The organism is Pseudomonas sp. TE6288 (assembly GCF_054062095.1).
The window spans coordinates 1-18,535 of sequence record NZ_JBSSEW010000010.1 but is presented as its reverse complement, the minus strand read 5'-3'; the positions used below and the strand labels follow the sequence as shown (position 1 = coordinate 18,535).

At 64.7% G+C, this 18,535-nt stretch carries 15 protein-coding genes; 13 read left to right on the top strand and 2 right to left on the bottom strand.

Annotated features, from left to right (window positions below; all coding sequences use genetic code 11):
- The first annotated feature begins 95 nt into the window (after nt 1–95).
- A complete protein-coding gene (gene cspD / locus ACVWY1_RS11915; RefSeq protein WP_102682648.1) occupies nt 96–350 on the top strand; it encodes a cold shock domain-containing protein CspD in 255 nt (84 codons plus the stop codon).
- Between the two features lie 77 nt (nt 351–427).
- Here the strand turns inward: cspD and icd are convergent, their stop codons facing one another.
- The gene (icd, locus tag ACVWY1_RS11910; RefSeq protein WP_102682649.1) at nt 428–1,684 is read right to left on the bottom strand and encodes an NADP-dependent isocitrate dehydrogenase; all 1,257 of its coding nucleotides are present in this window, start codon (nt 1,682–1,684) and stop codon (nt 428–430) included.
- 450 nt (nt 1,685–2,134) lie between these two features.
- Between icd and ACVWY1_RS11905 the strand changes: the two genes are divergently transcribed.
- The 7 genes from ACVWY1_RS11905 (at nt 2,135) to ACVWY1_RS11875 (ending at nt 9,958) form a co-directional block, all read left to right on the top strand.
- On the top strand, nt 2,135–4,360 hold the full coding sequence (locus ACVWY1_RS11905; protein WP_046856175.1) for an NADP-dependent isocitrate dehydrogenase: 2,226 nt from the start codon (nt 2,135–2,137) through the stop codon (nt 4,358–4,360).
- 160 nt (nt 4,361–4,520) lie between these two features.
- Nucleotides 4,521–4,961 carry an NUDIX hydrolase gene (locus ACVWY1_RS11900; protein ID WP_102682652.1) on the top strand — a complete coding sequence of 147 codons (441 nt, stop codon included), beginning with the start codon at nt 4,521–4,523 and terminating at the stop codon, nt 4,959–4,961.
- Nucleotides 4,962–5,012: 51 nt separating this feature from the next.
- Nucleotides 5,013–6,137, top strand: a complete 1,125-nt coding sequence (gene mnmA, locus ACVWY1_RS11895) for a tRNA 2-thiouridine(34) synthase MnmA (RefSeq protein ID WP_457378306.1) — start codon at nt 5,013–5,015, stop codon at nt 6,135–6,137.
- Nucleotides 6,134–6,760 (top strand): high frequency lysogenization protein HflD, encoded by a 627-nt coding sequence (gene hflD / locus ACVWY1_RS11890; RefSeq protein WP_102682654.1) that lies wholly within the window; start codon nt 6,134–6,136, stop codon nt 6,758–6,760. The genes mnmA and hflD overlap by 4 nt, the downstream gene beginning before the upstream one ends.
- 152 nt (nt 6,761–6,912) lie before the next feature.
- A complete protein-coding gene (gene purB / locus ACVWY1_RS11885; RefSeq protein WP_277503441.1) occupies nt 6,913–8,283 on the top strand; it encodes an adenylosuccinate lyase in 1,371 nt (456 codons plus the stop codon).
- Between the two features lie 81 nt (nt 8,284–8,364).
- Entirely contained in the window at nt 8,365–9,531 is a 1,167-nt protein-coding gene (locus ACVWY1_RS11880) for a ribosomal protein uL16 3-hydroxylase (protein ID WP_277503440.1), read from the top strand.
- Complete coding sequence (locus tag ACVWY1_RS11875) at nt 9,524–9,958, top strand: GNAT family N-acetyltransferase (protein ID WP_102682656.1); 435 nt, start codon at nt 9,524–9,526, stop codon at nt 9,956–9,958. The genes ACVWY1_RS11880 and ACVWY1_RS11875 overlap by 8 nt, the downstream gene beginning before the upstream one ends.
- A gap of 54 nt (nt 9,959–10,012) precedes the next feature.
- On the opposite strand, the gene ACVWY1_RS11870 is transcribed toward ACVWY1_RS11875, so the two are convergent.
- The gene (locus ACVWY1_RS11870) at nt 10,013–11,863 is read right to left on the bottom strand and encodes a polyurethane esterase (protein ID WP_277503439.1); all 1,851 of its coding nucleotides are present in this window, start codon (nt 11,861–11,863) and stop codon (nt 10,013–10,015) included.
- Nucleotides 11,864–12,100: 237 nt separating this feature from the next.
- On the opposite strand from ACVWY1_RS11870, the gene ACVWY1_RS11865 reads away from it, so the two are divergent.
- The 5 genes from ACVWY1_RS11865 (at nt 12,101) to ACVWY1_RS11845 (ending at nt 18,280) form a co-directional block, all read left to right on the top strand.
- On the top strand, nt 12,101–14,047 hold the full coding sequence (locus ACVWY1_RS11865; RefSeq protein WP_457378305.1) for a DNA topoisomerase III: 1,947 nt from the start codon (nt 12,101–12,103) through the stop codon (nt 14,045–14,047).
- A 91-nt stretch (nt 14,048–14,138) separates the two neighbouring features.
- The gene (locus ACVWY1_RS11860) at nt 14,139–15,428 is read left to right on the top strand and encodes an NAD(P)/FAD-dependent oxidoreductase (RefSeq protein ID WP_457378304.1); all 1,290 of its coding nucleotides are present in this window, start codon (nt 14,139–14,141) and stop codon (nt 15,426–15,428) included.
- Entirely contained in the window at nt 15,421–15,972 is a 552-nt protein-coding gene (locus ACVWY1_RS11855; protein WP_457378303.1) for a helix-turn-helix domain-containing protein, read from the top strand. Before ACVWY1_RS11860 ends, ACVWY1_RS11855 begins: the two co-directional genes overlap by 8 nt.
- A gap of 10 nt (nt 15,973–15,982) precedes the next feature.
- Nucleotides 15,983–17,335 (top strand): glutamine synthetase family protein, encoded by a 1,353-nt coding sequence (locus ACVWY1_RS11850; protein ID WP_277503435.1) that lies wholly within the window; start codon nt 15,983–15,985, stop codon nt 17,333–17,335.
- Between the two features lie 171 nt (nt 17,336–17,506).
- Nucleotides 17,507–18,280, top strand: coding sequence for a TSUP family transporter (locus ACVWY1_RS11845; RefSeq protein WP_102685482.1), 774 nt, complete (start codon nt 17,507–17,509; stop codon nt 18,278–18,280).
- Nucleotides 18,281–18,535: the final 255 nt, after the last annotated feature.

The following is an 18,535-nucleotide window of genomic DNA, read 5'->3' as shown; positions in this document are numbered from 1 at the left end:
GATCCGCGCAGTCAACCAGATTTTCTCGCAAGGTTCGTATGCGGATGAAGTGGATGATACTCCAGTGATGGAGTCCTTTGCAGAGGGACATAGGGATGGCAAGCGGTAAAGTCAAGTGGTTCAACAATGCCAAGGGCTACGGATTCATCAACGAGGACGGTAAGACCGATGATCTGTTCGCCCACTATTCAGCGATCCAGATGGACGGTTACAAGACGCTGAAAGCCGGCCAAACCGTGAACTTCGAGATCATCCAGGGCCCCAAAGGGCTGCATGCGACCGACATCAGAAGCGCCACCAGCAACGTCCAGGCCAGCGCCACGAACCCAGGCAGCACCGTCGAAGCCTGACCTCTGGCCCGTCTGCCGGTAAACGAAAAAACCGGTCGCTCCTTTAATTAAAGAGGCGACCGGTTTTTTTTCCACGCTTACATGTGCTTGATCAACGCCTCGCCAAAGCCCGAGCTGCCGACCAGGGTCGCGCCATCCATCAGGCGCTCGAAGTCGTAGGTCACGGTCTTGGCCGCAATGGCGCCATTGGTGCCCTTGATGATCAGGTCCGCCGCCTCGGTCCAGCCCATGTGCCGCAGCATCATCTCGGCCGACAGGATCACCGACCCTGGGTTGACCTGATCCTTGCCTGCGTACTTCGGCGCGGTACCGTGAGTGGCCTCGAACATGGCCACGGTGTCCGACAGGTTGGCCCCCGGCGCGATGCCGATACCGCCCACCTCCGCCGCCAGGGCGTCGGACAGGTAGTCACCATTGAGGTTGAGCGTGGCGATTACATCGTACTCAGCCGGGCGCAGCAGGATCTGCTGGAGCATGGCGTCGGCGATGGCATCCTTGACGATCACCTCGCGGCCGGTGCGCGGGTTCTTGAACTTCATCCACGGACCGCCATCGAGCAGTTCGGCGCCGAACTCGTCGCGGGCCACCTCATAGCCCCAGTCCTTGAAGGCACCTTCGGTGAACTTCATGATGTTGCCCTTGTGCACCAGGGTCAGCGACTTGCGGTCGTTATCCACGACATATTGCAGGGCCTTGCGCACCAGGCGCTTGGTGCCTTCCTTCGATACCGGCTTGACGCCGATGCCGCAGTCCTGGTCGAAGCGGATCTTGGTGACGCCCATCTCCTCCTTGAGAAACTTGATCACTTTGTTCGCCTCGGGCGAGCCGGCCTTCCACTCGATGCCGGCATAGATGTCCTCGGAGTTCTCGCGGAAGATCACCATGTCGACGTCGCCTGGCTTTTTCACCGGGCTCGGCACGCCCTGGAACCACACCACCGGACGCAGGCACACATACAGGTCGAGTTGCTGGCGCAACGCCACGTTGAGCGAACGGATGCCGCCACCGACCGGCGTGGTCAGCGGCCCCTTGATCGACACCACATAGTCTTTCACCGCATCCAGGGTTTCCTGGGGCAGCCAGGTGTCCTGGTCATAGACCTGGGTGGCCTTCTCGCCAGCGTACACCTCCATCCAGGCGATCTTGCGCTTGCCGCCATAGGCCTTCTCCACAGCGGCATCCACCACCTTGATCATCACCGGCGAGACGTCCACGCCGATGCCGTCGCCTTCGATGTAGGGAATGATGGGGTTGTCGGGAACATTGAGCGAATGGTCTGCATTGACGGTGATCTTGGCACCATCGGTCGGAACCTTGATTTTCTGGTATCCCATGCTGCACTACTCCGCTTTTCCTGGGTGATTGGAAATCGTGCGATCCACTGAGCCTAAACCACATCCGCCGACCTGCAAGGCAGGAGCCCGCCAACACCGGCAAACAGCTGGCAAATGCCTGCGGCAACACGCCACATTGCCCCTACGTCTTTGGTCTTATAAATGCGCTGATACCACTTCGCCTTGCTGATTAGCCCAAAGGGTTTGATATACTCCGGCGCGACCATAGGGTCATCGGGGCGAACCCTAGGAAAATGCGGCTCGCCCTTGGTCATGAATGGCCACAAAGCCTGGGTCGTTACCGCGGCCCAGCACTTGACGCTCGACTGATGCATCCACCATCACCGCTCGCAGCCTCTCGACTTTCCGCTCATGGCGTCGCCAGGGCGAAGCGCCTACCCTGCGCACCTCGAGACTCGAGTACGCTCAGCACATAGAGAGTTAACCCGCATGCCCACCCGTTCCAAGATCATCTACACCTTCACCGACGAAGCCCCCGCCCTCGCCACCTACTCGCTGCTGCCGATCGTCGAGGCGTTCACTGCCTCCGCCGACATCGCCGTCGAAACCCGCGACATCTCCCTGGCCGGCCGTATTCTCGCCGCCTTCCCGGAGCAACTGGGCGCCGAGAAGCAGGTAGGCGATCACCTGGCGGAACTGGGCCAGCTGGCCACCACCCCTGAAGCCAACATCATCAAGCTGCCGAATATTTCCGCTTCGGTTCCACAGCTGAAGGCCGCGATCAAGGAGCTGCAAGCCAAGGGCTTCAACATCCCCGACTACGCCGACGAGCCGGCCAGCGCCGAAGAGAAAGAATCGCGCGCCCGCTACGACCGCATCAAGGGCAGCGCCGTGAACCCGGTCCTGCGCGAAGGCAACTCCGACCGCCGCGCGCCGCTGTCGGTCAAGAACTACGCCCGTAAGCACCCACACAAGATGGGCGCCTGGGCCGCCGACTCCAAGTCGCACGTTGCCCACATGACCCAGGGCGACTTCTACGGCAGCGAGAAGGCCGCGCTGATCGAGGCTGACGACAGCCTGCGCATCGAGCTGGTCGGCAAGGACGGCAGCACCACCGTGCTGAAAGAAAAGACCGCCGTCAAAGCCGCCGAAGTGATCGACTGCGCGACCATGAGCCGCAAGGCCCTCAAAGCCTTCATCGCCGAGCAGATCGCCGATGCCAAGGCCTCCGGCGTACTGCTGTCGGTGCACCTGAAAGCCACCATGATGAAGGTTTCCGACCCGATCATGTTCGGCGTGATCGTCGAAGAGTTCTACAACGACGTGCTCGCCAAGCACGCCGCCGCGCTGGCCGAAGTGGGCTTCAACGCCAACAACGGCATCGGCGACCTGTACGCCCGCATCAAGGACCTGCCTGCTGAAAAGCAAGCCGAGATCGAAGCCGACATCCAGGCCCTGTACGCCGTTCGCCCGGCCCTGGCCATGGTCAACTCGGACAAGGGCATCACCAACCTGCACGTACCGAGCGACGTCATCGTCGACGCCTCGATGCCGGCGATGATCCGCGACTCGGGCAAGATGTGGAACACCGCAGGTGAGCTGCAGGACGCCAAGGCCGTGATCCCGGACCGCTGCTACGCCGGCATCTACCAGGCTACCATCGAAGACTGCAAGGCCAACGGCGCCTTCGACCCGACCACCATGGGCAGCGTGCCGAACGTTGGCCTGATGGCGCAGAAAGCCGAAGAGTACGGCTCCCACGACAAGACCTTCCAGATCAAGGCCGACGGCGTCGTGCGTGTGGTCGACGGCAAGGGCAAGGTCGTCCTGGAGCAGAACGTCGAAGCCGGTGACATCTTCCGCATGTGCCAGACCAAGGACGCGCCGATCCAGGACTGGGTCAAGCTGGCCGTCAACCGTGCCCGCCTGAGCAACACCCCGGCGGTGTTCTGGCTGGACCCGGCCCGCGCCCACGACGGCGTGATGATCGAGAAGGTGCAGCAGTACCTGAAGGATCACGACACCGCCGGCCTGGATATCCGCATCCTGGCCCCGGTCGACGCCATCAAGTTCTCCCTGGCCCGCATCCGCGAAGGCAAGGACACCATCTCGGTGACCGGCAACGTGCTGCGCGACTACCTGACCGACCTGTTCCCGATCATGGAGCTGGGCACCAGCGCCAAGATGCTGTCGATCGTGCCGCTGATGAACGGCGGTGGCCTGTTCGAAACTGGCGCCGGTGGTTCGGCACCGAAGCACGTGCAGCAGCTGGTTGAAGAGAACTTCCTGCGTTGGGACTCGCTGGGTGAATTCCTGGCCCTGGCCGCTTCCCTGGAGCACCTGGGCAACACCTACGACAACCCGCGCGCCAAGGTCCTGGCCAACACCCTGGACCAGGCCACCGGCAAGTTCCTCGACACCAACAAGTCGCCTTCGCGCAAGGTTGGCGGTATCGACAACCGTGGCAGCCACTTCTACCTGACCCTGTACTGGGCAGAAGCACTGGCCGCCCAGTCCGATGACGCCGCCCTGCAGGCGCGCTTCGCCCCGCTGGCCAAGACCCTGAGCGAGAACGAAGCGACCATCGTCGCCGAGCTCAACGCTGTCCAGGGCAAGCCGGCCGACATCGGTGGCTACTACGCCCCGGATGCCGAGCTGACCGCCAAGGTGATGCGCCCAAGCCAGACCCTGAACAGCGCCATTGCCGCACTGTAAGGTTCGCTTGAAGTAACAGCACAAACCCCGGCCACGCACCGGGGTTTGTGCTTTTTCAGCCGCAAGTTTCAAGCTGCAAGGCATAAGCCAAAGCGGTCCGCGTACTGCTTCTACTTGTGGCTTGCAGCTTGAAACTTGCTACTTAGGGAGAGAATCGACCGTGTCTTGGCAACCCCACATCACTGTCGCCACCGTCGTCGAACACGAGGGCAAGTTCCTCTTCGTCGAGGAGTTCAAGGCCGGCCGGCATGTCTTCAACCAGCCCGCCGGCCACCTCGAAGCCAACGAAACCATCACCCAGGCCGCCCTGCGCGAAACCCTCGAGGAAACCGCCTGGGAAGTCGAGCTCACCGGCGTGGTCGGCATCTACCTATATACCGCCCCCAGCAACGGCGTCACCTACCAGCGCATCTGCTTCGCCGCCCGCCCCGTGCGCCACCACCAAGGCCGCGCACTGGACAGCGACATCGTCCGCGCCGCATGGCTGACCCGCGACGAACTGCTGGCCGAGCCGTCGCGCTGGCGCAGCGAGCTGGTGCCGCGCTGCCTCGACGACTACCTCAAAGGCCCGCTGCACAGCCTTGACCTGCTGCGCGACTGACACCGGTTTGATAGAATCGGCGTTTTTCCCCTCTGATACACATCGGTAGCCATGACCAGCCCAGCACTCAAAGACCCCGCCAAGACCCGCGTCATCGTCGGCATGTCCGGCGGCGTGGACTCTTCCGTCTCCGCCCTTCTGCTCATGGAGCAGGGCTACCAGGTGGAAGGTCTGTTCATGAAGAACTGGGAAGAGGACGACGGCACCGAATACTGCACCGCCCGCGAAGACCTGGCCGACGCCCAGGCCGTGTGCGACCGCATCGGCATCAAGCTGCACACCGCCAACTTCGCCGCCGAGTACTGGGACAACGTGTTCGAGCACTTCCTCGAGGAGTACAAGGCCGGCCGCACGCCGAACCCGGATATCCTCTGCAACCGCGAAATCAAGTTCAAGGCCTTCCTCGACTACGCCCTGTCCCTGGGCGCCGACCTGATCGCCACCGGCCACTATGTGCGCCGCCGCGACACTGGCGAGCTGACCGAGCTGCTCAAGGGCCTGGACCCGAACAAGGACCAGAGCTACTTCCTGCACGCCGTCGGCGGCAAGGAAATCGCCCGCACCCTGTTCCCGGTAGGCGAACTGGAGAAACCCGAGGTACGCGCCATCGCCGAGAAACACGGCCTGGCCACGGCCAAGAAGAAGGACTCCACCGGTATCTGCTTCATCGGCGAGCGCCGTTTCAGCGACTTCCTCAAGCAGTACCTGCCGGCCCAGCCGGGCGAGATCCAGACCACCGAGGGTGAAGTGATCGGCCAGCACCACGGCCTGATGTACCACACCATCGGCCAGCGCCAGGGCCTGGGCATCGGCGGCCTGAAGGACGCCAGCGACGAGCCGTGGTACGTGCTGGAAAAAGACCTCACGCGCAATGTGCTGGTGGTCGGCCAGGGCAACGAGCATCCGTGGCTGTTCTCCCGCGCCCTGCTGGCCTCGGAAATTTTCTGGGTAAACCCGATCGACCTGTCCAGCCCGCGCAAGCTCACCGCCAAGGTGCGCTACCGCCAGGGCGACCAGCAGTGCACGCTGGAGCAGACCGCCAGCGGCTACCGCGTAGTGTTCGACGAGCCGCAGCGCGCTGTCACCCCGGGCCAGTCGGTGGTGTTCTACGACGGCGAGGTATGCCTGGGCGGCGGCGTGATCGAAATCGCCGAGCCATGGAGCCCGCGCCCATGAACAACCTCCAGGAGCAACTGATTGCCCTGGGCGGCGTGTTCCAGGCCGCCGTGTTGGTGGACCGTATCGCCCGCACCGGCCAGGCCAGCGAAGCCAATATCGGCTGCATGCTCGGCAGCCTGCTGGTGGTCGACCCCAAGGACACCCTGGAAGTGTTCGGCGGCGACGACCTCAACCTGCGCGACGGTTACCGGGCACTGGTCGGCGCCCTGGAGCGCGACCCCAGCAGCCTGCAACGCGAGCCGCTGCGCTACGCCCTGTCGATGCTGGGCCTTGAGCGCCAACTGAACAAGCGTGGCGACCTGCTCGACACAATCGGCAACCGCCTGCCGCAGATCCAGTCCCAGGCCGAGCATTTCGGCCTGGTTCATGAAAACGTCATCGCCTCCAGCGGCGCCTTGTACCAGGACACCCTGAGCACCCTGCGCCAACGTATCCAGGTGCACGGCGACATGCGCTTCCTGCAGCAGGCCAGCAACGCCTCGAAGATCCGCGCCCTGCTGCTGGCCGGCATCCGCGCCGCCCGCCTGTGGCGCCAGCTGGGCGGACATCGCTGGCAGCTGGTGTTCAGCCGGCGCAAGCTGCTCAACGAGCTGTACGGCATGATGCGTACCGCCGATTGAAATGAACCGCGGGAGCGGCGGTGCGCCGCCGCTCCCGCGCCAGCCACCACACGCTTCGAAATGGCCCGACCTTTGGTCAGCCACCCGACCCGGGCGCGTTTTTCATGTATGATATGCGCCCTTCCAAAAGCCTGACTGTCCGAGAACACCCCATGCAGCTCTCCTCGCTCACTGCGGTTTCCCCTGTAGACGGCCGTTATGCCGGCAAAACCCAGGCCCTGCGCCCCATTTTCAGCGAATTCGGCCTGATCCGTTTCCGCGCCCTGGTCGAAGTGCGCTGGCTGCAGCGCCTGGCCACCCACCCGCAGATCGGCGAAGTGCCGGCGTTCTCCGCCGAAGCCAACGCCGTGCTGGACAGCCTGGCCACCGATTTCAAGCTCGAGCACGCCGAACGCGTCAAGGAAATCGAGCGCACCACCAACCACGACGTCAAGGCCATCGAGTACCTGCTCAAGGAGCAGGCCGCGCAGTTGCCTGAGTTGGCCAAGGTCAGCGAGTTCATCCACTTCGCCTGCACCAGCGAGGACATCAACAACCTGTCCCACGCCCTGATGCTGCGCGCCGGCCGTGACGAAGTGCTGCTGCCGCTGATGCGTCAGATCGCCGAAGCGATCCGCACCCTGGCCCACACCCACGCCGCCGTGCCGATGCTCTCGCGCACCCATGGCCAGCCAGCCTCGCCGACCACCCTGGGCAAGGAACTGGCCAACGTCGTCTACCGCCTGGAGCGCCAGATCGCGCAAGTGGCCGCCGTGCCGCTGCTGGGCAAGATCAACGGCGCCGTGGGCAACTACAACGCCCACCTGTCGGCCTACTCGCAGATCGACTGGGAAGCCAACGCCCGCGCCTTCATCGAAGACGAGCTGGGCCTGGTGTTCAACCCCTACACCACCCAGATCGAGCCGCACGACTACATTGCCGAGCTGTTCGACGCCATCGCCCGCTTCAACACCATCCTCATCGACTTCGACCGCGACGTCTGGGGCTACATCTCGCTGGGCTACTTCAAGCAGAAGACCGTTGCCGGCGAAATCGGCTCCTCGACCATGCCGCACAAGGTCAACCCGATCGACTTCGAGAACTCCGAAGGCAACCTGGGTATCGCCAATGCGCTGTTCCAGCACCTGGCCAGCAAGCTGCCGATCTCGCGCTGGCAGCGTGACCTGACCGACTCTACCGTGCTGCGCAACCTGGGCGTGGGCTTCGCCCACAGCGTCATCGCCTACGAGGCCAGCCTCAAGGGCATCGGCAAGCTGGAAGTCAACGAAGCCCGTATCGCCGCTGACCTGGACGCCTGCTGGGAAGTCCTGGCCGAGCCGATCCAGACCGTGATGCGCCGCTTCAACATCGAGAACCCCTACGAGAAGCTCAAGGAGCTGACCCGTGGCAAGGGCATCACCCCTGACGCGCTGCTGACCTTCATCGACGGCCTGGACATGCCGGCCGAAGCCAAGGCCGAGCTCAAGCAACTGACCCCGGCGACCTACATCGGCAACGCGGTGGCCCAGGCAAAACGCATCTAAGCTGACCGTCGCGTGCAACGCCCGGCCTGGCCGGGCGTTTTTATTCCCGTACGAAAATTACGTTTTTTCAATAGGTTGAACATGAATTCTGATACTCCACTGCAACTGTTGGGCGGCCTCACGGCCCGTGAATTCCTGCGCGACTACTGGCAGAAGAAGCCGCTGCTGGTACGTCAGGCCTTCCCTGACTTCGTCAGCCCCATCGACGCCGACGAGTTGGCCGGCCTGGCCCTGGAAGAAGAAGTCGAGTCGCGCCTGGTGCTCGAGCACGGCGAGCGCCCGTGGGAGCTGCGCCGCGGCCCGTTCGCCGAGGACGCTTTCAGCGAGCTGCCCGAGCGTGACTGGACCCTGTTGGTGCAGGCCGTGGACCAATTCGTGCCGGAAGTGGCCGAGCTGCTGGAAGAGTTCCGCTTCCTGCCGAGCTGGCGCATCGACGACGTGATGATCAGCTATGCCGCGCCCGGCGGCAGCGTCGGCCCGCACTTCGACAACTACGATGTGTTCCTGCTGCAAGGCGACGGCACGCGCAACTGGAAAGTCGGGCAGATGTGCAACAGCGACAGTGCGCTGATCGACCACGCAGACCTGCGCATCCTCGCTGATTTCGAGCAGAGCGACGAGTGGACCCTGGAACCCGGCGACATGCTCTACCTGCCGCCGCGCCTGGCCCACTACGGCGTCGCCGAGAGCGAGTGCCTGACTTACTCGGTCGGTTTCCGCGCCCCGAGCGCCGCCGAAGTGCTGACCCACTTCACCGACTTCCTCGGCCAGTTCCTGCCGGATGAAGAGCGCTACAGCGATGCCGACGCCCAGCCGGTCAGCGACCCGCACCAGATCCAGCACGATGCCCTCGACCGCCTCAAGGCGCTGATCGACAAGCATATGTCCGACAAGGACCTGCTGCTGACCTGGTTCGGCCAGTTCATGACCGAGCCTCGCTATCCTGAGCAGGTGGTGGGCGAAGAGCTCAGCGAACAGGAGCTGCTCGACTATCTCGGCCAAGGCGCCATCCTGATTCGCAACCCGAGCGCACGCCTGGCCTGGTCGGAGTTCGGTGACGACCTGCTGCTGTTCGCCAGCGGTCGCAGCTGCCCGCTGCCAGGCAAACTGCGCGAACTGCTGAAGCTGATCTGCTCCGCCGACGCCCTGCACAGCGAAAACCTGGGGCAGTGGCTGCAGGACGAAGACGGCCTGATGCTGGTACAACAGCTGGTCATGCAAGGCAGCCTGGGATTTGCCGATGAATAAGATCAGTGTTCGACTGGCCGACTGGTACAAGGACAATGCCGACATCCACCGCATCCGCAGCGCCGTGTTCGTTGCCGAGCAGCACGTGCCGCCAGAGCTGGAGTTCGACGCCGAAGACCCAACCGCCGTGCACTTCCTGGCCATGGAGGGCGACTACCCGATCGGTACTGCCCGCCTGCTGCCTGACGGCACCATCGGCCGGGTTTCGGTGCTCAAGGACTGGCGTGGCTTGCACGTGGGCGATGCGCTGATGCGCGCGGTGATCATCGAGGCGCAGAACCGTGACCTCAGCCAGCAGATGCTCAGCGCCCAGGTGCATGCAACGCCGTTCTACGAGCGCCTGGGGTTCCGCGTGGTCAGCGAGGAATTCCTCGAGGCCGGCATCCCGCATGTGGACATGGTTCGGGATTCGCGCGAGATCGCCTGATCACCTTCACGGGCAAACCCGCTTCCACAACGTGGGAGCGGGTCTCGCGCCTGATCAGGCAATCACGATCTGCCCATCCCCAACGCCCTGCCCCGCAATCCCCACCAGCGTCACGCTGTCCCCGCCGAACTTCAGCACCAGGTCATCCCCCACCTGGCTGGCATGGGCACGCCAGTCCGGCGCGGCGGTGCCGCCGTCCACGCCAATGAACACCAGCCGGTCCTGGCCGGTGAAGTCCAGCACCCGGTCCTGGCCGAAATGGCCGCTGAACAGGAAGGTGTCGCGCCCCCCGCCACCCATCAGCACATCGTTGCCCGTGCCGCCGACCAGCACGTCATTGCCGGCGCCGCCCTGCAGTCGGTCGTCACCGCCCAGGCCGAACAGCCACTGCCCCTGATTACCCGCCACCAGCTGGTCGCCTGCCTGGGTGCCGTTGAGCGAGGACGCGTAGGGGGTGATCTTGCCGCTTTCGAACAACCCCTGCGCCGCCACCGCGTGACTGACTTCCTTGCTGAAGATCAGCAGGCTCGACTCTTTGCTCACCAAGCTCTCGACATTGCGCACCAGGCTGATGCCGCCCTCGGCGTCGCGCACGTACAGCGTGCCTTCGCCATCCCGGGCGATGCTCAGGTTGGCCAAGGCATCCTGCAGCTTCAGGGTGTCATGGCCGGCGCCACCGTCGATCAGGTTGAAACCGCCGTCATCGCGGAAGGTATCGTTGCCGGCCCGGCCTTCGAGGTAGTCGTTGCCGCGCCCGCCATGGATCAGGTCGTCCTTGTCCGAGCCGATAATGAACGTGCTGCCCTTGTGCGGCTCCGCATTGCGGTTGAGGTCCTCGACCCAGGTCGAGCCACGGGTCACGTCCGACAGGTTGCTGACCAGGATGGTCGAGTCGCGGCTGGTCCACTGATAGAAGGACGAATCCAGCACACGCCCAAGGCCATCGGTGTAGGCCGTCGGCAGGTGCGACAGCCAGGTGGCGATGTTGCCGATGGAGAACGGCAGCAGGTTCCAGGCGTCGGACGCGTAGTGGTCATTGAAGTTGACGATATTGTTGGTGGCCGAGGCCTTGGCGCCGTCGTGCACGCCCAGGGTGCCCCAGGTCGCCGAGGTGCCATCGAGCGCGCGGAACACCGGGTCGTTCTCGTAGCCGATATTGAGCACCTTGTTGGCGTCGGCAGCCTGGGTCGGTGAGGCGAAGGCGACGTAGCGCGCATCCTGGTAGAAGCCGCCCCAGCGCGAACCGCTCAGGTCGGCCAGGCTGTTGACCGCCAGGCCACCAAGGCTGTGGCCGCTGACGGTGATATCCGCGCCGCTCAGGCCGTTGGCCTTGGCAAAGGCCGCGACATCGGCGAGCAGCTGCCCGAATGCGTTACCGGCGTAATCACGGGCATAGCCTGCCGGGCCGATCGCCGCCAGCAGGTCGTTGATGGCGTCACCGATGGTGTCGCCCAGCAGGTTCTCACGCGGACCGCTGGTGCCGCGAAAAGCGATGCCGATGCCGCTGAGCTGGCCGGCGGCATCGTAGCGGCCGAGTATCTCCACCTGCGCCGAGGTGTAGCCCTGCGCTTCGCCGTGGAAGGTGCCGCGGGCGTCGGTCTTGCCCTGGTAGCCCAATTGCGCCGCGCTGATCGGCGACCAGCCGGCGGCCTTCACCTGGGCCAGGGCCCTGGCTTCGGCGTCCGGGTTCCAGGGGATGCCGGGGATCACGCCCTGGCTGTCGGTACCGCCGATCAGTGCCTTGACCAGCGTGGCCGGCAGACCTAGACCGAAGCCGTACTTCTGGTAGCCGGCGCCGAAGCCATCGTCGATGCCATGGTAGGCGTAGGTGGCCAGCGCCATGGCGTCCTTGTAAAGCGCAGAGGAGGCAGTGCTGTCGAGCTGTCGGTAATCGAATACGGGCATTGGTTTACATCCCTGTTGTTCTTGTAGGAAGGACACCCCAGCGACATCGTCCGGTGACACGACTGACGGGCGAAAGGCAAAGCTGGCACGCATTTGCCACCTCGTCCAACCCGAAGGGATGACGTCCCTGCCAAAGATGCGGGCAAAAAACCTGTACATGCATACAGATAAAACTTGCCTGCGCGCCCTGGCTTGCGCATCCTAGGGGCCAACTTTCACGATGAAGCGTTTTCGGCCATGCGCCTCTTTCTCTGCGAAAAGCCCTCCCAGGCAAAAGACATCGCCAAGGTCCTCGGCGCCCAGCGCCGCGGCGATGGCTGCTGGCAGGGCACCGATGTCTGCGTGACCTGGTGCATCGGCCACCTGCTGGAGACCGCCCCGCCGGACAGCTACGACGAGCGCTACAAACGCTGGACCCTCGAAGACCTGCCGATCATCCCGCAAAAGTGGAAGATGACCGTCAAGCCCAAGACCGCCAGCCAGTACAAGGCGGTCAAGCGCCTGCTGGGCGAAGCCCGGGAACTGGTGATCGCCACAGATGCCGACCGCGAGGGCGAGATGATTGCCCGCGAACTGGTCGAGCACTGCCGCTACCGCGGGCCGATCCAGCGCCTGTGGCTGTCGGCGCTGGACGATGCCTCGATCCGCAAGGCGCTCGGGCGCCTGCTGCCCGGCCAGGAGACCTTCAGCCTCTACCATTCGGCCCTGGGCCGCTCGCGGGCCGACTGGCTGATCGGCATGAACATGAGCCGCCTGTTCACCCTGCTCGGCCGCCAGTCCGGCTACCAGGGCGTACTGCCAGTGGGCCGGGTGCAGACCCCGACACTGCGCCTGGTGGTGGACCGCGACCGCAGCATCGCCAACTTCGTGCCCGTGCCGTTCTGGGCCATCGACGTGCAACTGGAAAGCGCGGGCGCCGTGTTCAACGCCCAGTGGCGCGCCCCCGAGGACGCCTGCGACGATCAGGGCCGCTGCCTGAAGCAGGACATGGCGCAACAAGCCGCGGCCGACATGCAGGCCGCGGGCAGCGCCCGGGTGCTGAAGATCGCCACCGAACGGGTGCGCGAGGCCGCGCCGCTGCCCTTCGACCTCGGCACCCTGCAGGAGGTGTGCTCGAAGAAGCTCGGCCTCGGCGCCCAGGAAACCCTGGATATCGCCCAAGCCCTGTACGAGACCCACAAGCTCATCACCTACCCGCGCAGCGACAGCGGTTACCTGCCCCTCAGCCAGCATGGCGAGGCCCCTGCCATCCTCGCCGCCTTGCATCGCGCCGACAGCAGCCTCGCGCCACTGCGGGACTACCTGGACCCACAGCGCCGTTCGCGGGCGTGGAACGACCAGAAGGTCAGCGCCCACCACGGCATCATCCCCACCGCCGCCGCCAGTGACCCGGCGCGCCTGCCACCCAAGCACAAGGCGGTGTATACCCTGATCCGCGCCCGCTACCTGGCGCAGTTCCTGCCCAACCACGAGTACGACCGCACCCAGGCCGAGTTCGATTGTGCCGGCCATGCGCTACGCGCGGTGGGCAAACAGATTATTGAGCCCGGCTGGCGCCGTGCGCTGCCCGAGGCATTGACTCCGGCCAAGGGTCGCGAGGCGCCACCGGCCCAGGTGCTGCCGGCGTTGCGCGAAAGCCAGGACTGCACCGTGCGGGACCTGCAACTGAAAGACCTGTGGACCCAGCCACCCAAGCCTTTCACCGAAGGCGACCTGATCAAGGCGATGAAAAACGTCGCCAAGCTGGTGGACGACCCCAGGCTCAAGCAGAAGCTCAAGGAAACCACCGGCATCGGCACCGAGGCGACTCGCGCCAGCATCATCCAGGGCTTGCTCGACCGTGGCTACCTGGTCAAGAACGGCAAGGCCCTCGCGGCCACACCCGCCGCCTTCAGCCTGATCGACGCCGTGCCCCGGGCCATCGCCGACCCCGGCACCACGGCGATCTGGGAACAGGCGCTGGACATGGTGCAGAGCGGGGAAATGAGCCTGGAGGAGTTCGTCGCCCGGCAATCGGCGTGGATGGGCAAGCTGGTGCAACGTTGCAGCGGCATGCGCCTGACCATCAGCGGGCCGGCGGCGGGCAAGGCTGCGACGCCATGGAAAAAGAAGCGTAAAAGCGCGGCCAAGGACAAAGCCGCAGCCAGCAAACCCAGGCAGACGCGCCGCAAGGCGGCGACCTAACGCCTCGCGAGGGCATCCCCGACTGGCGCCATGAAAATCCTCTGCTATTTTTTCATGAAAATAATCAGAAAAAATTTCACGAGGCCCCGACATGTTCAAGCAATCCGCCCAGCACGTCGCCAGCTACTACGCCCGCACCTACCCCGCCACTATCCCCTTGCGCCCCACCCTACAGGGCGCCCACGACACCGACGTCCTGATCGTCGGTGCCGGTTTCAGCGGCCTGCATACGGCCTTGCGCCTGGCATTGGCCGGCCAGCGCGTGACCCTGCTGGAAGCCAGCCGGGTGGCCTGGGCCGCCTCGGGCCGCAACGGTGGCCAGGCACTGCCGGGCTGGTCGTGCGACATGCCCCCGTTGGAGCGAGCCCTGGGCCTGGAGCGCAGCCGGCGCCTCTGGGACAGCATGTGCTGGGCCGCCCGCGAGCTGCACGAACTGCCCCAGCGCCATGGCTTCGACGTCGATTATCGCCTGGGAAGCCTGTGGACCGCCGTGTTGCCGCGCCGCGTAAAACTGCTGGAGGAGGCCCGGCGTGAAGCACAGGAGAAGTTCGACTACGACTGCCTGCGCCTGATCGGCCGCGAGGAACTGCCCGAGTGGATCGACAGCCCCCGCTACCAGGCCGCGCTGTACGATCCCAATGGCGCCCACCTCAACCCGCTGAAGCTGGCCCAGGGCCTGGCCGGCGTGATCGAAGCGAACGGCGGGCGGATCTACGAGCAGAGCCAGGTGATCGATTACCAGGAACACGCCGGCGGCTTCGTCGCCCGCACCGATCAGGGCGAGGTGCGCAGCCGCGTAATAGTGCTCGCCTGCAACGCCTACATCGACCGCCTCGACCGCGCGCTCTCGCGTCGCCTGCTGCCGGTGGGCTCCTACCAGGTGGCCACGGCGCCGCTGGACGCCGACTTCGCCGCCTCGCTGCTGCCGCGCAACAGCTGCGTGATCGACAACCAGTTCGTCCCCGACTATTTCCGCCTCACCCCCGACCACCGCCTGCTGTTCGGCGGTGGCTGCACGTACCTCGGTGGTATCCCCAAGGACGTCGCCGGCGCCACCCGGCCATACCTGGAGCGGGTGTTCCCACAGTTGCGAGGGGTAGCCATCGAGCATGCCTGGGGCGGCCACATTGATTGCAGCATCCAGCGCACGCCGGATATCGGTCGCCAGGGCCAACGTTACTGGCTGCAGGGTTTTTCCGGCCACGGCGTACTGCCGACCCTGGCTGGTGCACGCGCGGTCAGCGACGCAATCCTCGGTGACGACGAGCTGCTGAAACTGTACCAGGCCATCGACAATGGCCGTTTCCCAGGCGGCGACCTGCTGGCCGCGCCACTGGAAGCGGCTGCTAAGGCCTGGTACAGGATGCGCGATCATGTCTGACGATACCCACGCCCTCGCCCGTCAGGTGCGCGACCTGCGCAAGCACCGCGGCCTGACCCTTGACGAGCTGGCAACTCGGGTCAACCGCTCGCTGGGCTTCCTCTCCCAGGTCGAACGCGGGCTGTCGCGGCCCACGGTGGCTGACCTGACTGCCATCAGCGAAGCGCTGCACGTGCCTACCACCTATTTCTACCAGGCCGTGCCGCCCCGCGAGATCGACTGGGTGACCCGCCCCGGCGAGCGGCGCACCCTGTACTACGCCGCCGGGATCACCGACGTGCTGGTCTCGCCGATGCTAAGTGGCCGCTTCGCCATGCTCGAAAGCCACCTGGCGCCCGGCGCCAGCAGTGGCGAGGGGCATCTGGACGACAGCTCGGAACAAGGCGGTTTCGTCCTTGAGGGCGAGCTGACCTTGTGGCTCGAAGGCCAGGACGGCGCCGTCACCCTGATCCCCAACGACAGCTTCCAGCTGCCACCCCACAGCCAGTTCCGCTACGCCAACCTGACCGCCCGAACGACCCGGGTTCTCTGGGTCTTCCGTTGAGAGCATGCCAATGACAAGTACAACAGGCTTCCCCGATCTGCTCAGCGAAGTACGCGCCTTGCGCACCCGACACCCCGACGTGCGCTACGTCGACCTGATCAGCCTGGACATCCCCGGGCATTTCTACGGCAAGCGCTATCCCATCGACATGCTGGAAAAAGTCGCCGCCGGCAGCCCGCTCAAGCTGCCGCAGAACTGCGTACTGCTCGGCGTGCAGGGCGGGCTGTTCCCGATCGGCGACTACTGCTTCAACGACGGCGACCCGGACGCCCCGCGCCGCCTGGTCCCCGGTACGCTCAAGCCGGTGACCTGGGAGCGAGAGCCGCTGGGGCAGATGCTGATCACCTCGGACGGCACTGCGGCGCCCATCGAGTTCGAACCCCGCGAGGTGCTGGCCCGCGTCCTGCAACGCCTCGAACGTCGAGGCATCCGCCCGGTGGTGGCGTTCGAACTGGAGTTCTACCTGTTCGACCAAGCGTTGAAAGAGGGCTTGCCGCAGTTCCCCCGCGACCCGGTCAGTGGCGATGCCGACGACCAGCCGAACATGCATATCGAGCGCCTGTCGCGCTTTGCTGATGTGCTGCGCGAAATGGTCGAGACTGCCAACATCCAGGGGGTGGACGCCAACGTCATTACCGCCGAACTGGGTCCCGGCCAGTTCGAGATCAACTTCGGCCATTGCGACGATGGCCTGCGCGCCGCCGACTGGGCGGCACTGTTCTGCCGCAGCACCCGGGGCGTGGCGCGCAAGCACGGGCTGCGCGCCTCGTTCATGAGCAAACCCTATCTGCACGCGCCGGGTAGCGGCATGCATGTGCATGTCAGCCTGTACGACCCGGCGGGCAACAACCTGTTGTCCGCCGATAACCAGCGGCCGCTGCGCCACGCCGTGGCCGGTTGCCTGGCGCTGCTGCCGCATTGCATGCCGATCTTCGCCGCCAACCACAATGCGTTTCGCCGCTACGGGGCCATGGTCAACGCCGCAAGCCGCGCCAGCTGGGGCTTCGAGGATCGCGACGCCTGTATCCGTATCCCCGAGTCGGATGCGCGCAACCTGCGGATCGAGCACCGGCTGGCCGGGGCGGATGCCAATCCGTACCTGGTGCTGGCGGCGATCCTGTGCGGCATGGAGCACGGGCTGGATGCCGCGCAGGAACCCATTGCGCCGCTGAACGAGGACCGTGGCAGCGGGATCGATTTTCCCAAGGACATGCTCGGCGCGGTGGCAGCGATGCGTGGGCATCCGGCGGTGAACGAGGGGTTGGGCGCGGAGTTCGTGATGGTCTATTGCGAGAACAAGCGCCAGGACCATCTGGCGTTTCTCCAGGAGGTCAGTGCGCGGGAGTATCGCTGGTTCCTGTAAGCTTCACCGGACTCATCATTGCCAAGCCCCACAGATGGACCGCGATCCCTGTGGGAGCCGGCTTGCCGGCGATGAGGCCAAAACTGGTAACACCGACCACAGGGCATTACCATGCACCACCTCTAGCGCGGCCTTTTGCCGCACCCTCCCGTCCAGCCTGCCCGTGCCCTCATGCCTTTCGAACTCACCGTAGAACCGCTCACGCTGCTGATTCTCGCCCTGGTCGCCTTCGTCGCAGGCTTCATCGATGCCATCGCCGGCGGCGGCGGCCTGCTAACCACCCCGGCGCTGCTCACCGCAGGCATGCCACCGCACCTGGTGCTGGGCACCAACAAGCTCAGCTCGACCTTCGGCGCCGCCACGGCCAGCATCACCTACTACCGGCGCAAGCTGTTCCATCCGGCGCAGTGGCGCCTGGCGATTCTCGGCACGCTGGTGGGCGCGCTGATCGGTGCGGTGGTGGCTCACTACATGCCAGCCGAGTGGCTGAACAAGATGCTGCCGGTGATCGTGTTCGCTTGTGGCGTCTACCTGCTGTTCGGCGGTACACCGAAGGCGCCGGTGGACGCCGATGCGCCGATCAAAAGGAAGTGGCAGTTTCCGCAGGGCTTCACCCTGGGCTTCTACGACGGCGTTGCCGGGCCGGGTACCGGTGCCTTCTGGACCGTGAGCACGTTGCTGCTCTATCCCATCGACCTGGTTCGGGCCAGTGGTGTGGCGCGCAGCATGAACTTTGTCAGCAACATTGCGGCGCTGACGGTGTTTGTCATTTCCGGGCAGGTGGATTACATCGTTGGGTTGTGCATGGGGGTGTCGGTGATGGTCGGGGCGTTTTTCGGGGCGCGTACGGCGATCAGCGGGGGCAGCAAGTTCATTCGGCCGGTGTTTATTACTGTGGTGCTGGCGTTGACTGTTCGGTTGGCTTGGCAGCATTGGTTTGGGTAGGGATCTGGATTTGGCTCTGGCTCGATTGTTTTGATTTTGCATACATATTCTTGAAATATGTCGACATCTAGTCACCTTTTCGCCTTTACGGCGACCTACTTTTGCTCTTGGGCAAAAGTAGGCAAAAACCGCTGGCTCCATTCATACGGCCCCTGCGCTGCGCTCCGGGGTTCCCTCGCTCCGTTCTTGCTCCCGTGGGTACCGCGCTGTACGCCCCATCCTGGGGCGCAGCGCTCGACGGCCATCCATGGCCGT